The 13953-nt window shown below is 55.4% G+C and carries 18 protein-coding genes; 8 read left to right on the top strand and 10 right to left on the bottom strand.

From position 1 onward, the window contains the following. Positions 1-13: 13 nt before the first annotated feature. Both cybC and pmbA read right to left on the bottom strand, forming a co-directional pair. Complete coding sequence (gene cybC, locus JT31_RS10165) at positions 14-400, bottom strand: cytochrome b562 (RefSeq protein ID WP_038476371.1); 387 nt, start codon at positions 398-400, stop codon at positions 14-16. Between the two features lie 189 nt (positions 401-589). Continuing rightward, positions 590-1942: a metalloprotease PmbA gene (gene pmbA, locus JT31_RS10170; protein ID WP_038482999.1), complete on the bottom strand. Its 1353-nt coding sequence runs from the start codon at positions 1940-1942 to the stop codon at positions 590-592. Positions 1943-2041: 99 nt separating this feature from the next. Here pmbA and yjgA point away from each other — a divergent pair, with 99 nt between their 5' ends. After that, complete coding sequence (gene yjgA / locus JT31_RS10175) at positions 2042-2596, top strand: ribosome biogenesis factor YjgA (protein ID WP_038476373.1); 555 nt, start codon at positions 2042-2044, stop codon at positions 2594-2596. Between the two features lie 58 nt (positions 2597-2654). Here the strand turns inward: yjgA and JT31_RS10180 are convergent, their stop codons facing one another. From JT31_RS10180 to epmA, 3 genes are all read right to left on the bottom strand, one after another. Next, positions 2655-3284, bottom strand: a complete 630-nt coding sequence (locus tag JT31_RS10180) for a LysE family translocator (protein ID WP_008453726.1) — start codon at positions 3282-3284, stop codon at positions 2655-2657. 77 nt (positions 3285-3361) lie between these two features. Then, positions 3362-3892, bottom strand: coding sequence for a GNAT family N-acetyltransferase (locus tag JT31_RS10185; protein ID WP_038476377.1), 531 nt, complete (start codon positions 3890-3892; stop codon positions 3362-3364). 136 nt (positions 3893-4028) lie between these two features. Beyond that, positions 4029-5006, bottom strand: coding sequence for an elongation factor P--(R)-beta-lysine ligase (gene epmA / locus JT31_RS10190; protein ID WP_038476380.1), 978 nt, complete (start codon positions 5004-5006; stop codon positions 4029-4031). Positions 5007-5387: 381 nt separating this feature from the next. Between epmA and frdA the strand changes: the two genes are divergently transcribed. From frdA to frdD, 4 genes are read left to right on the top strand one after another with little or no spacing between them, the layout of a single operon-like run. After that, positions 5388-7178, top strand: a complete 1791-nt coding sequence (frdA, locus tag JT31_RS10195) for a fumarate reductase (quinol) flavoprotein subunit (protein ID WP_038476383.1) — start codon at positions 5388-5390, stop codon at positions 7176-7178. Continuing rightward, the gene (locus tag JT31_RS10200; RefSeq protein ID WP_038476386.1) at positions 7171-7905 is read left to right on the top strand and encodes a succinate dehydrogenase/fumarate reductase iron-sulfur subunit; all 735 of its coding nucleotides are present in this window, start codon (positions 7171-7173) and stop codon (positions 7903-7905) included. The genes frdA and JT31_RS10200 overlap by 8 nt, the downstream gene beginning before the upstream one ends. Before the next feature lie 10 nt (positions 7906-7915). After that, entirely contained in the window at positions 7916-8311 is a 396-nt protein-coding gene (gene frdC, locus JT31_RS10205) for a fumarate reductase subunit FrdC (protein WP_038476389.1), read from the top strand. A gap of 10 nt (positions 8312-8321) precedes the next feature. After that, a complete protein-coding gene (gene frdD, locus JT31_RS10210; protein WP_038476392.1) occupies positions 8322-8681 on the top strand; it encodes a fumarate reductase subunit FrdD in 360 nt (119 codons plus the stop codon). 194 nt (positions 8682-8875) lie between these two features. Here the strand turns inward: frdD and ampR are convergent, their stop codons facing one another. Further along, complete coding sequence (gene ampR / locus JT31_RS10215) at positions 8876-9751, bottom strand: LysR family transcriptional regulator AmpR (protein ID WP_038476395.1); 876 nt, start codon at positions 9749-9751, stop codon at positions 8876-8878. 128 nt (positions 9752-9879) lie between these two features. On the opposite strand from ampR, the gene ampC reads away from it, so the two are divergent. Together ampC and JT31_RS10225 are read left to right on the top strand one after the other, a co-directional pair. Further along, positions 9880-11031 (top strand): CMY2/MIR/ACT/EC family class C beta-lactamase, encoded by a 1152-nt coding sequence (ampC, locus tag JT31_RS10220; protein ID WP_081948177.1) that lies wholly within the window; start codon positions 9880-9882, stop codon positions 11029-11031. Between the two features lie 107 nt (positions 11032-11138). Continuing rightward, the gene (locus tag JT31_RS10225; protein WP_038476401.1) at positions 11139-11672 is read left to right on the top strand and encodes a lipocalin family protein; all 534 of its coding nucleotides are present in this window, start codon (positions 11139-11141) and stop codon (positions 11670-11672) included. On the opposite strand, the gene sugE is transcribed toward JT31_RS10225, so the two are convergent. Continuing rightward, positions 11669-11986 carry a quaternary ammonium compound efflux SMR transporter SugE gene (gene sugE, locus JT31_RS10230; protein WP_038476404.1) on the bottom strand — a complete coding sequence of 106 codons (318 nt, stop codon included), beginning with the start codon at positions 11984-11986 and terminating at the stop codon, positions 11669-11671. The two genes, JT31_RS10225 and sugE, sit on opposite strands and share 4 nt — an antisense overlap. A gap of 289 nt (positions 11987-12275) precedes the next feature. Here sugE and JT31_RS10235 point away from each other — a divergent pair, with 289 nt between their 5' ends. After that, positions 12276-12884: a response regulator transcription factor gene (locus JT31_RS10235; RefSeq protein WP_038476407.1), complete on the top strand. Its 609-nt coding sequence runs from the start codon at positions 12276-12278 to the stop codon at positions 12882-12884. Positions 12885-12915: 31 nt separating this feature from the next. On the opposite strand, the gene ecnB is transcribed toward JT31_RS10235, so the two are convergent. From ecnB to efp, 3 genes are all read right to left on the bottom strand, one after another. Continuing rightward, positions 12916-13062 (bottom strand): lipoprotein toxin entericidin B, encoded by a 147-nt coding sequence (gene ecnB / locus JT31_RS10240; protein WP_038476410.1) that lies wholly within the window; start codon positions 13060-13062, stop codon positions 12916-12918. 101 nt (positions 13063-13163) lie between these two features. After that, positions 13164-13298, bottom strand: coding sequence for an entericidin A/B family lipoprotein (locus JT31_RS10245; protein WP_038476413.1), 135 nt, complete (start codon positions 13296-13298; stop codon positions 13164-13166). A gap of 64 nt (positions 13299-13362) precedes the next feature. Continuing rightward, entirely contained in the window at positions 13363-13929 is a 567-nt protein-coding gene (gene efp, locus JT31_RS10250; RefSeq protein ID WP_038476416.1) for an elongation factor P, read from the bottom strand. Positions 13930-13953: the final 24 nt, after the last annotated feature.

Here is a 13953-nt window from a genome sequence, read left to right on the forward strand (position 1 = left end):
CCGTTTTTAAATCTTAGCGGAACTTCTTGTGGTAGGTATCGCGCGTGGTTTTGAAGTCAGCCGCAGCGGCCTGAGCTTCTGTGACTTTGCCTTCAGTAGCCAGCTTCAGCGCACCGTCAATCTGGCCCACGAGGATATCAAACCCGTGGCGGTACTCTTTCATGTTGGCGCTGTCGGCTGCTTCATTTTCCAGCTTTGGCGGCGTCCCTTTCTGCGCATCCAGAGCTGCTTCACGCATGTTGCCCAGTGAAGTTTTCAGCTCGGCGGCATCTTTGGTGCTCAGCACGGTTTTGTAGTTTTTGGCGATAATGTCCATGTCGTCGCCAACGTCTTTAGCAAAAGCGACGCCGGACAATAAAACGGATGATACTGCTAACATTGCAATCAGTTGCTTACGCATTTACTCACCTTTCCTTTATCTTTTTTCTACTCGTCATACTTCAAGCTACAGCGGTGTTGGCTGCTTTCGCTCACCCCAGTCACTTACCCAAGTAAGCTCCTGGGGGTTTACTCTCTTGCCGCCTGGCTGTAACTCGAATTATTTAGAGTATTTTTTTGAGGTAGGCGCGGCAGGACGCGCCACATTGCTTTACTGACCGGCTATCTTCATCTCCGGAAGTAAGACTGAACCACACTGAATGTTGCTACGTGTTTCTATATCGTTGCCAATAGTAACTATCTCGCGCCACATGTCCTTCAGGTTACCGGCGATGGTGATTTCGCTCACCGGATACTGGATCTCACCGTTCTCAACCCAGAAGCCTGCCGCACCGCGAGAATAGTCGCCGGTAATGCCGCTTACGCCCTGCCCCATCAGCTCGGTCACCACCAGCCCGGTGCCCATCTGTTTCAGCATTTCCTCAAAGCCGAGGCCTTGACCGGCAATGCGCCAGTTGTGGATGCCGCCCGCGTGGCCGGTGCTTTTCAGCCCAAGCTTACGCGCGGAATAGTTGGTCAGCAGCCACTGCTGCAGCACGCCGTCTTTGATGATGTCACGGCGTTCGGTGCGCACGCCTTCGCTGTCGAACGGCGTGGAGGCCAGGCCTTTCAGCAGGTGCGGATGCTCTTCAATGGTCAGCCAGTCCGGCAGGATTTGCTTGCCGAGGGAGTCCAGCAGGAAAGTCGATTTACGGTACACCGCGCCGCCTGCAATCGCGCCGACCAGGTGACCGAACAGCCCGGTCGCCACTTCATTGGCGAAAATAACCGGCGCTTTCATGGTGGACAGCTTACGCGGCGACAGGCGGGACAACGTGCGGCGTGCGCAGTCGGCACCGACCCACTCGGGTGACTTAAGGTCTTCCATCGCACGGCCGATGGTGTAGGCATAATCGCGTTCCATATCGCCGTTCTCTTCGGCAATCACGCAGCTCGAAAGAGAGTGACGAGTGGAACAATAGCTTTGCAGCATGCCGTGGCTGTTGCCAAAGACTTTGATGCCGTAATGGCTGTTAAAGCTGCCGCCTTCGGTGTTGGTAATACGCTTGTCCACGTTCAGGGAGGCGTTTTCCGCTCTCGCGGCAAGCTCAATGGCACGCTCCGGGTCAATCTCCGCCGGGTGGAAGAGATCCAGATCGGGTGCATCAAAGGCCAGAAGTTCTTTATCGGCCACGCCTGCATAAGGATCCGGCGAAGTATAGCGCGCGATATCCAGCGCCGCCTGTACGGTACGCGCTATCGCGTCCGGGCTAAGGTCGGTGGACGAAGCGCTGCCCTTGCGGTTTTGATGATAAACGGTGATGCCAAGCGCACCATCGCTGTTGAATTCGACGTTCTCCACCTCACCGTAGCGGGTGCTGACGCTGATACCAGTGGTTTTACTGACCGCAACTTCCGCGCCGTCTGACTTGTCTTTCGCCAGCTCCAGCGCCTGTGAAACCGCCTGCTCCAGAACCTGACGTTGTTGTGCTACTTGCGTGTTTACTTTCATCGCTACTGCCATAATGTAAGGTGAGTCGTTCAAGTCTAACAGGATCAGAACAATTTCGCAGTGCAGCCCCATTGCTGGTAATATCCGCGTCAACTTTTTAAGGAGCCTAATATGACCAAGCAGCCCGAAGACTGGCTCGACGACGTGCCCGATGATGAAAATGAAGACGAAGATGATGAGATTATCTGGGTCAGTAAAAGTGAAATTAAGCGCGACGCCGAAGAGCTAAAACATCTCGGCGTTGAGCTGATGGAACTGGGCAAAAATGCCCTGGAAAAAATCCCGCTCGACGATGATTTGCGTGCCGCGATTGAGCTGGCGCAGCGCATTAAGAAAGAAGGTCGCCGCCGCCAGATACAGCTGATCGGCAAGATGATGCGTTCCCGCGATATGGACCCTATCCGTCAGGCGCTCGACAAGCTGAAAAACCGCCACAACCAGCAGGTATCGCTGTTCCACAAGCTGGAAGCGCTGCGCGACCGTCTGGTCGAAGAAGGCGACGAGGCGATGAGCGAAGTCCTGAGACTTTATCCGCAGGCTGACCGCCAGCAGCTGCGCGTGCTTATCCGTAACGCGCAAAAAGAAAAAGCGGCCAATAAGCCGCCTAAGTCCTATCGTCAGATCTTCTCTTACCTTCGCGAACTCGCCGAAGCGCAGGAAAGCTAAGACGCTAGCGCTGGCCCGATGTTCTCCGCGGCCAGCGCTCGATTTTCTCTGACTTTTCTCAGGTCAAATTACTGCGTCGATACAGCGCCACGCCCACCGCCAGCACGGCGAGCATTCCCGCACAGCTGCGGTTCACCCAACGCATCACGTTAGCGGAGAACTTACGCATCGCATGGCGGCCACCCCAGGCGTAAATCGTCATCATGATGCAGTCGATAATCGCACTGACCAGCGCCAGAATCATGTACTGCATCGCCACCGGCTCCTGCGGGCGGATGAACTGCGGTAAAAATGCCGAGAAGAACAGCAGCCCCTTCGGGTTGGATAAACCGACCATCAGCGAGCGTAAAAAAGCCGTTTTTCCCGTGGCCACCGCTGCCGAAGCGCTCACGCTCAGGGCCTTAGCAGGGGCACGCCACAAAACGTAAGCCAGATACACCAGATAAAGCGCACCGCCCCACTTCACCACCGCAAACAGCTGCTCGGAAGCCTGCAACAATGCGCCCAGGCCGCAGCCCACCGCGCCAATCAGCAGCAGGTCGGCCAACACCGCCCCAAGAAAGCCGTAGCCCGCAATGCGCATCCCGTAAGTCGCTCCGTTATTGAGCGCTAAAAGCATCGACGGGCCGGGCGTCACCATCACCGCGCTAACGGCGATGACGTAAAGAAAAAGCGTGGTGATATCCATCAATCAAGTCCTGGTAAGCAAAAACACATCAGCGCCCGCCGGTGATTGGCCGGCGGGCACGTTAAGAAAGTTGTGGTTTAAACGCTGCGTTCCATCACGACGCGGCAGAGATCGTCAAAAAATCGCTGATACCGCACCTCGTCGATAGGCTGCGGGTAACTCAGCACGATCAGTTGATGGTCGGGAATGTCCGCATGGTAGGTCGGGTGGAAATGCGGGTATGCGTTTTCACTGAACCCGAGGCTTTGGTAAAAGCGCAGCCGCTTATGGGCGATCTCCGTGGTCAGCGGATCGATTTCGAGAATGGTTTGCGGGTAAAGCTGTAAAAACTGACTCAGCATGCGTTTGCCGTAGCCCTGCGCACGCAGCTGGTCGTTGACTGCAAGGTGCTCAATATAGGCGTAGTCGTCAAAGTCCCATGCGCCAATCATGCCGACAAACTGCTCGCCGTCGAACCACGCCTGCAGGCTGTAGTTTGGGTTGGCAAGTGCACTGATTTTTGCGGCCGGCTGGCGTTTTTCGTGGCGCGGAAAGGCGCTTTCATACAGCTCGTCCACGCTTTCAAAGTACGGGGAGCTGCGGTCGGTAATTCGTTTTATCGTTAGCATGGCGCGCAGTTTATCAAATACAGGCGGAGAAATAACCTGGCGGCTGGCGGCGTAAGCCAGGGCTAAAAAAATGGCCCCAAATGCGGGGCCACTATTCTTCGAACGTAAAGTCTTCGAGCGTTAAGCCTTTTGAGCGCTAAGCGCGGTCGACCGTAAAGGCTAAAACCTCGGAGAGGCTTTCTGCCCCCAGCGCCAGCATGATCAGGCGATCAACGCCCAACGCCACGCCGGAGCTGTCCGGCATGCCGGCTTCCAGCGCCGCCAGCAGATTCATGTCCACCGGCTGCTGCGGCAGGCCAAGAGCGGCACGCTTGCGGTTATCCTGCTCAAAACGCTGCTGCTGTTCACGCGCGTCGGTCAGTTCGTGGAAACCGTTCGCCAGCTCAATCCCTTTAAAGTACACCTCAAAGCGCTCCGCCACGCGGTGATCTTCGGTGCTGATCTGCGCCAGAGAGGCCTGGCTTGCCGGGAAGTGATACACAAAGGTCGGCTTGTCCTTACCAATGTGTGGTTCAACGCCCATGGCGAACAGCAGCTGCAACAGCGTGTCCCGGTCTTCTTCTGTGTCGGCGATGTTGCTGAGGTCAAGCTTCGCCGCGGCTTCACGCAGCTGGGTTTTGTCCGCAGACAGCGGGTCGATGTCCAGATGGCGCTGGAAGACCTGCTGATAAGAAAGGCTTTCTGCGGCGCCGCACTCCAGCACCTGCTGCAGCAGGTCATCCACCTCATTCATCAGGCGGTACATGTCGTAGTGCGGGCGATACCACTCCAGCATGGTGAATTCCGGATTGTGGTGACGCCCCATCTCTTCATTACGGAAACTGCGGCACAGCTGGAACACCGGGCCACAGCCCGCCGCCAGCAGGCGTTTCATGTGGTATTCCGGGCTGGTCATCAGGTACAGGTTCATACCCTGAGAGTGGCCTGGGCCGACGAAACGGGTTTCAAACGGCACCAGATGAATATCGGTTACCGTCGCCTGGCTCATGCAGGGTGTTTCCACCTCCAGAACGCCGCGGTCGGCGAAAAAGCGCCGAATCTCCGCCATGATGGCGGCGCGTTTTAACAGGTTGGGGATGGACGCGCTCGGCTGCCAGGTGGCCGTTTCGCTCATGAGAAAGTCTCCGTATTTATGCAAGGCCGAGAAGTCTACCCGCATCACAGAAAGGAGACAAATTTTGCGCAGAGAATTTTAATTTCGGCGCAAATAGCGAGACTCAGGCAAAATTTTTCTCGCGCCCCAGCCGCCATTTTTCTCTTCGCACTACACCATTTAAACAATCATTTTTGTGACGCAATTCATTAACAGAAGTAATTAATCAGCGCACAGATCGGCAAAAAAATCGAACAAATCAAATTTCCCTAAAATCCCTCCGGTTATACTTCATCTACCTAAAAAGGAGCAGGGATACACCTTTCGCAGCCACCGCCTTTATGACGGTGAATACCCTTTGGTCGTATAGCTTTGCGAATTACTACAATCTGGAGGAATGTCGTGCAAACCTTTCAAGCCGATCTCGCCATTATAGGCGCCGGCGGAGCAGGCCTACGAGCAGCCATTGCGGCAGCCCAGGCTAATCCACAGGCAAAAATCGCTCTGATTTCCAAAGTCTACCCAATGCGCAGCCATACGGTTGCCGCCGAAGGGGGTTCCGCTGCCGTCGCACAGGATCACGACAGCTTCGAATACCATTTTCACGACACCGTTGCCGGAGGCGACTGGCTGTGTGAGCAGGATGTGGTTGACTACTTTGTTCACCATTGCCCAACTGAAATGACCCAGCTTGAGCAGTGGGGCTGCCCGTGGAGCCGTCGTCCGGACGGCAGCGTCAACGTCAGGCGCTTCGGCGGCATGAAGATCGAACGTACCTGGTTCGCCGCCGATAAAACCGGCTTCCATATGCTCCACACGCTGTTCCAGACCTCCCTTCAATTCCCGCAAATTCAACGCTTCGACGAACACTTCGTCCTCGACATTCTGGTCGATGACGGGCAGGCTCGCGGCGTGGTCGCGATGAACATGATGGAGGGCGAGCTGGTGCAGATCCGCGCCAACGCGGTAGTGATGGCCACCGGCGGTGCCGGACGTGTTTATCGCTACAACACCAACGGCGGCATCGTCACCGGCGACGGCATGGGCATGGCGTTGAGCCACGGCGTACCGCTGCGCGACATGGAGTTTGTGCAATATCACCCAACCGGGCTGCCGGGCTCCGGCATCCTGATGACCGAAGGCTGCCGCGGCGAAGGCGGTATCCTGGTGAACAAAAACGGCTATCGCTACCTGCAGGATTACGGCATGGGGCCGGAAACCCCGCTCGGCGAGCCGAAGAACAAATACATGGAGCTCGGCCCGCGCGATAAAGTGTCTCAGGCCTTCTGGCACGAGTGGCGCAAAGGCAACACCATTTCAACCCCGCGCGGGGACGTGGTTTACCTCGACCTGCGCCACCTGGGCGAGAAAAAGCTGCTTGAGCGCCTGCCGTTTATCTGCGAGCTGGCAAAAGCCTATGTCGGCGTCGACCCAATCAAAGAACCTATTCCAGTCCGCCCGACCGCGCACTACACCATGGGCGGGATTGAAACCGATACGAAGTGCGAAACCCGCATCAAAGGGCTTTACGCAGTAGGTGAATGTTCTTCCGTGGGCCTGCATGGGGCCAACCGTCTTGGCTCTAACTCGCTGGCAGAACTTGTGGTGTTCGGCCGTCTCGCGGGTGAGCAGGCGATGGAGCGTGCCGCTCAGGCTCGGCCAGCGAACGATGCCGCGCTGAACGCCCAGGCCGCCGATGTTGAAGGCCGCCTGAAGCAGTTGGTCAATCAGGAAGGCAACGAAAACTGGTCGAAAATCCGCGACGAAATGGGGCTTTCCATGGAGGAAGGCTGCGGGATTTACCGCACCACGGCATTAATGCAAAAAACCGTCGACAAGCTGGCCGAGCTGCAGGAACGCTTCAAGCGAGTGCGCATTACCGACACCTCCAGCGTCTTCAATACCGACCTGCTTTACACCATTGAACTGGGCCACGGCCTGAACGTAGCCGAATGTATGGCGCACTCCGCCATCGCTCGTACAGAGTCGCGCGGCGCTCACCAGCGCCTTGACGAAGGCCATACCGAACGCGATGACGTCAACTTCCTGAAGCACACTCTGGCCTTCCGCGACGCCGACGGCACCACTCGCCTCGACTATAGCGACGTGAAGATAACCACGCTGCCGCCAGCAAAACGCGTGTACGGCGCGGAAGCGGAAGACGCTGAGAAAAAGGAGAAGGCAAATGGCTGAGATGCAAACCCTGAAGATTGAGATTGTGCGCTACAACCCGGAAACGGACAGCAAGCCGCATAGCGAAATCTACGAAGTGCCATTTGACGAGCAAACCTCGCTGCTGGACGGACTGGGTTATATCAAAGATAACCTCGCGCCGGACCTCAGCTACCGCTGGTCGTGCCGTATGGCGATTTGTGGCTCCTGCGGCATGATGGTCAACAAAGTGCCGAAGCTGGCCTGTAAAACCTTCCTGCGCGAATACACCAAAGGCATCAAAGTAGAAGCGCTGGCGAACTTCCCGATTGAGCGCGATTTGGTGGTCGACATGACCCACTTCATCGAAAGCCTGGAGTCGATTAAGCCTTACATTATCGGTAACTCGCGCACGCCGGATCAGGGGACTAACAAGCAGACGCCCGCGCAGATGGCGAAATACCATCAGTTCTCCGGCTGCATCAACTGTGGGCTGTGCTATGCCGCCTGCCCGCAGTTTGGCCTGAATCCTGAGTTCATCGGCCCGGCGGCGATCACCCTCGCCCACCGCTACAACCTGGACAGCCGCGACCACGGCAAGAAACAGCGTATGCCGCAGCTTAACGGGCAGAACGGCGTCTGGAGCTGCACCTTTGTCGGCTTCTGCTCCGAAGTCTGTCCAAAACACGTCGATCCGGCCGCGGCCATCCAGCAGGGCAAAGTCGAAAGCTCGAAAGACTTTTTGATTGCCACCCTGAAACCACGCTAAGGAGTGCACCATGACCACGAAACGTAAGCCTTATGTCCGCCCCATGGCGCCAACCTGGTGGCGACAGCTGGGCTTCTACCGTTTTTATATGCTGCGTGAAGGCACTTCGGTCCCGACCGTCTGGTTCAGCATTGTGCTGATTTACGGACTTTTTTCGCTGAAACACGGGCCGGAAGGCTGGGCAGGTTTTGTCGATTTCCTGCAAAACCCGGTGGTAATTATCCTTAATATCATCACCCTGGCCGCGGCGGTACTGCACACCAAAACCTGGTTTGAGCTGGCGCCGAAGGCCGCTAACGTCATCGTGAAGGGTGAAAAAATGGGGCCAGAGCCGGTCATTAAAGGGCTTTGGGTGGTCACCGGTCTGGTGACGCTGGTTGTGCTGCTTGTAGCACTGTTCTGGTAAGGAGGCTGACGTGATTAACCAAAATCCAAAACGTTCCGACGAGCCGCTATTCTGGGGCCTGTTTGGCGCAGGCGGCATGTGGGGTGCTATTTTCGCGCCGGTTATCGTGCTGCTGGTTGGCATCATGCTGCCGCTGGGCCTGTTCCCTGGTGATGCGCTGGGCTTTGACCGTGTCTATGCCTTCGCCCACAGCTGGATTGGCCGCCTGTTCCTGCTGCTGATGATTGTGCTGCCGCTGTGGTGTGGCCTGCACCGTATTCACCACGCGATGCACGATCTGAAAATCCACGTCCCGGCGGGGAAATGGGTGTTCTACGGCCTTGCTGCCATCCTGACGGTGGTGACCATTATTGGCCTGCTGACGCTGTAATCGCTTAGCACGCAACAAGGCCTGCCATTGTGCAGGCCTTGAGAGTGCTGACAAAGTTCATTGCTCTAAAAAAGTCCGAACTCAGGACTAATAAAAACAATGAATAATGTTCTCTGGTTTGCCCCAAACAGTCGAAAACCACGTTTTTCGGCTGTTTGTCATCAATCTGAAGGCCTGCCATTGTGCAGACCTTTTTATTTTCCACACTCTCCGGCTAGCCAGGCAGAAAAATCACGCATGGCGGGCGTTTGCGCGCGCGACTGAAGCCTTGTTAACCAGTAACTTCCCAAACTGATTTCCGTCTCAAACGGACGCACAATCCGTTCGCTGTTCAGCAAATGGGTGAACATGTTTACCGGCGCAATGGCGATCCCGGCTCCGGCCTGTGCGGCTTCAAGCATGGTTATCGAGGAATCAAAAACCATAACCAGATGCGTCGGTGACGGGGGGGCTTCATCCGCAGCCTGTAGCCATGCCGCCCATTCATCACGCCTGTAGGAGCGCAACAGCGTGTGGTTCAGAACATCTTTCGGCGTCTGCAGTTCAGCAGCCAGCGCCGGAGAGCAAAGCGGCGACAGCGGCGCGTCGCACAGAAACGTCGCCTCAGTCCCATGCCAGGCCCCGCTGCCAAATCGCACCGTATAGTCCAGCCCCTCCGCCGCCGGATCCACGCGGTTGTTATGGGTTGAAAGCTGGAGATCGATATGCGGATAGCGCCGACGAAACGCCTCGAGACGCGGCAGGAGAAAGCCGGTGGCAAACGTGCCCACGACGCCTAACTTAAGTTTTTCTCTCGCCTGCGTACCCGAAAAACGGTCCAGCACGCCCGCGATACGATCAAAGGAATCGTTTAGCACAGGTAACAGGTTTTCGCCTTCCGTGGTCAACATCAGACCACGAGATACGCGGACAAACAGCTGACAATGCAGATGTTCTTCCAGCGTCTTTACCTGCTGACTGATGGCGGAGTGCGTAACATTCAGCTCAATTGCGGCATGCGTGAAGCTTAGATGCCGGGCAGCGGCTTCAAAAGCTCTCAGAGAGTTCAGGGGGATATAGCTGCGGGTCATGGCATCACCTGTTAGAAAATCTTAAGCCTAATGCCAAATTTAATCGTTTGTCACCGGGAGTCAAATCCAACAAACTTGCCTCGTCTGACGGGCCCGGACTGCTATCATCTCTCTAAGGAAGGTTATCCATTATGAAAAAATCCCTCTGCCTGACGCTGCTCCTCGCCGCCTCATGCTCAAGCTTTGCCGCGCAAAAAGAACTGACCGCGCAGCAGATTGAAAAGCTCGTAAACCGCACCGTTGCGCCGTTAATGAAGGAACAGGCGATACCCGGTATGGCGGTGGCGGTCATCTATAAAGGCTACCCGCTGTATTTCACCTGGGGCAAGGCCGATGTGCAGCGTAACCAGCCGGTGACCCGGGAAACGCTGTTTGAGCTGGGCTCGGTCAGTAAAACCTTTACCGGCGTGCTGGGCGGCGATGCTCTGGCTCGCGGTGAAATTAGCCTTAGCGATCCGGCGCAAAAATACTGGCCTGAACTGACCGGCGATCGGTGGCGGGAGATAACTCTGCTTCAGCTGGCAACCTATACCGCCGGTGGCCTGCCGCTGCAGGTGCCGGATGAAGTGACCAATAACGACGCTCTGCTTAAGTTCTACCAGACCTGGCAGCCACAGTGGGCTCCGGGTACGCAGCGGCTTTACGCCAACGCGAGCATCGGCCTGTTTGGTGCGTTGATGGTGAAACCGTCGGGAATGAGCTTCGATAAAGCCATGTCAAAACGCGTCTTTGAGCCGCTAAATCTCACGCACACCTGGATTAACGTTCCTGCCACGGAAGAGAGCCGCTATGCCTGGGGCTACCGCGACGGCAAGGCCGTGCGCGTCTCGCCCGGTATGCTGGATGCGGAAGCCTACGGAGTGAAGTCCAGCATCGAGGATATGGCGCACTGGGTCCAGGCCAACATGGCACCCGACCGTCTCGAGGATAAAACCCTGCAGCAGGGCATTCGGCTCGCGCAGTCCCGCTACTGGCGCGTGGGCAGCATGTATCAGGGGCTTGGCTGGGAGATGCTGAACTGGCCGGTGAAGGGGAAAACTATTATTGACGGCAGCGACAACAAGGTCGCTCTTGCGCCGCACCCGGCTACGCTCATTGACCCACCTGTGCCCGCAGTGAAAGCCTCGTGGGTACATAAAACCGGTTCAACGGGCGGCTTTGGTAGCTACGTGGCCTTCATTCCTGAGAAGCAGTTGGGTATCGTGATGCTGGCCAACAAAAGCTATCCGAATACGGAGCGGGTTAAAGCCGCCTACGCTATTCTCGAAGCGCTGCAATAAACGTGACAATGGCCTGCATCATGCAGGCCTTATTATTTCCGGCTTCGCTCACACTTTATTTCCTGCCGCCATCTACACTTAGCTAAAAACCCTGGAAGGAATCTGCTATGCGCATTTGGCCCGCTGTCACCGCGCTTGCGGTTGCATTATTCGTTGTCTCCTGTAGCGCCCCAACTCCCCCGCCCAGCGTCACGGTGGTCCAAAACTTCGACGCAAAACGCTTTATCGGTACCTGGTATGAAATCGCCCGCTTAGACCACAGTTTTGAAAGCGGCCTGAATCAGGTCACGGCTACCTACAGTTTTATGGATGATGGCGGTCTGCGCGTGATAAATCGCGGGTTTAATCCTGACAGGCAGATGTGGCAGCAGGCTGAAGGGAAAGCGTATTTCACCGGAGACCCAAGCGTCGCGGCGCTCAAAGTCTCGTTCTTTGGCCCGTTCTACGGTGGCTATAACGTGATTGCGCTGGATAAAGAGTATCGCCACGCGCTGGTGTGCGGGCCGGACCTCAGCTACCTGTGGATCCTTTCCCGCACGCCAACTATCAGCCGCGACCTCAAACAGCAGCTGCTGGCCATCGCTGCCCGGCAGGGATTCGCGGTGGATAAATTGATTTGGGTGAAACAACCCGGCAGTTAATGCGTGGAAAGTTTCAGTCCAATGATGCCGATAACAATCAGAGCCAGGCTAGCCAGACGCATCGGGTTAGCCGACTCGCCAAGTAGCAAAATCCCGGTGATGGCCGCGCCAACGGCACCAATCCCTGTCCACACGGCGTAGGCCGTTCCCGTAGGTAGCGTTTTCATCGCCCAGGCGAGCAAAGCCATACTGACAACCATCGCAATAATGGTGATAACGCTAGGCCACAGGCGGCTAAAGCCATGGGTGTACTTAAGACCAACCGCCCAAACAACTTCCAGTAATCCAGCGATAAACAGAACGATCCAGGCCATAACAGCTCCAGTGAAAAATGGGGCCGTCCCCGTTGTGAGATGCGCTTGCGGGTCGTCCCGTAAGGCTTAGGTGAGAAGGTCATTTTAGCACCCAAACGGCTGCCTGAAAATCCGTCCGCCCACGGCGCTCATTGAAATAATCGTTTCACCGGCCAGGCCTTACTAAGCCTGGAATTGACAGCGAATTCGAGCGCATTTCCGTGATTCATTTTGCCAAAATTATTCATATGATAAAACGTGGTTTGCCAGCCTGCAAACGCCGCAGTAATGATTAACGTGAAGCGTGAAAATGTATAAAATATTATTGGTTGATAGGTGTTACTTCAGCCGTCAGGGACTGACGCACTTGCTCAATCAGAAAAATAATCTGGCTACGGCAGTGAGTATTTCAGAGACAGACAGTTTGCTTCTCGCCCGGGAAAGAATAATTAAATGGCAACCTAATATGGTGATAGCCGACTTCAACAGCTTCTCAACTGCATTGCATAATATCCAACAACTTTCGACTATTTATTCTGCCTGTGGTGATACCACGCGTTTACTGCTGTTGCAAAGCGGGCAGCACTCCACCATTGCCGAGTACTGTGCCGCGCAGGGCAGCACTGATATTTGGGATAAGTCACTATCATTACCTGCGCTAACGTCGCTCATTCAGCAGACTATTGCGACTCGCCCGCCATTCCGCGAAGTGAAACGGCATATTACTCCGCTGCTGACCTTACGCGAAGAGAGAATATTAAAACTCTGGAAGGAAGAAGCGAATAATGAATATATCGCAAGGGTAATGGATATAAGCGTAAAAACGGTTTATACGTATAAGCGAAACATTCGTTTAAAGCTCGGCGCAGATAATAGACTATCGCTATTTCTGAATATTCCTGAGACGGTTTTAGAATAGCGGCACGGTTATATTACCGTACCGCAAATCGTTATTGCTGAGCTTTTGTTGCCGCACCAGAAATAGCATGGCCGCCGCTCTGGATATCCTCACCTACACCGCGCGTGGTGTTGCAGGCGGTCAACAAGGATGAAAGAACGACGAGAGAGAAAAACGCAGCAAGGGTTTTCTTAATCATGAGCTTTTCCTTTTACCTGTGTTGTTTGTGTATAGCTCGTTAAGCATAGACAAAAAATGGCACAACGAAGGAAAAGCGAAGCGATTTAGGACTACGTGAAGTTATTTGTTGGCCGCGCGCTCGATGGCACCGCCGAGATGTTGCAGGTCTTCGCCAAAACCACGCGTGGTATGACACCCCGACAGCGCAGCGGCCAGCAGCGAGATAAAAAGAAGCTGTTTCAGTAAACGGTTCATTTTCCCTGCCCTGATAAAGCGGCGGCGCGAGCCTGAGGCACCGCGCCGCGAACCTTCGCGAAAATTACTTCACGCGAGAAACGTATTCACCAGAACGGGTGTCAACTTTGATGACTTCGCCGATCTGTACGAACAACGGAACTTTAACCACGGCGCCGGTGGTCAGGGTAGCTGGCTTGCCGCCGGTCCCTGCGGTATCGCCTTTCAGACCTGGATCGGTTTCAACGATTTCCAGCTCAACGAAGTTTGGTGGGGTCACGGAGATTGGCTGGCCGTTCCACAGGGTCACGATGCACTCAGCCTGGTCCAGCAGCCATTTAGCGTTTTCGCCAACGGCTTTCTCGTCCGCAGCCAGCTGCTCGAAGGTTTGGTTGTTCATGAAGTGGTAGAACTCACCGTCGTTGTACAGGTAAGTCAGGTTCATATCGACAACGTCAGCGCCTTCTGCAGAGTCGGTAGACTTGAAGGTTTTCTCAACGCGGGTACCGGTCAGCAGACGACGCAGCTTAACGCGCGCGAATGCCTGGCCTTTGCCCGGTTTTACGAATTCGCTGGCTTCAACCGCGTACGGTTCGCCATCCATCATGATTTTAAGACCGGCACGGAAATCGTTGCTAGAATAAGTCGCCATAAGGCCCTCTGAATTTGTTAACTG

This window comes from Cedecea neteri (assembly GCF_000757825.1).
GTDB classification, from domain to species: domain Bacteria; phylum Pseudomonadota; class Gammaproteobacteria; order Enterobacterales; family Enterobacteriaceae; genus Cedecea; species Cedecea selenatireducens.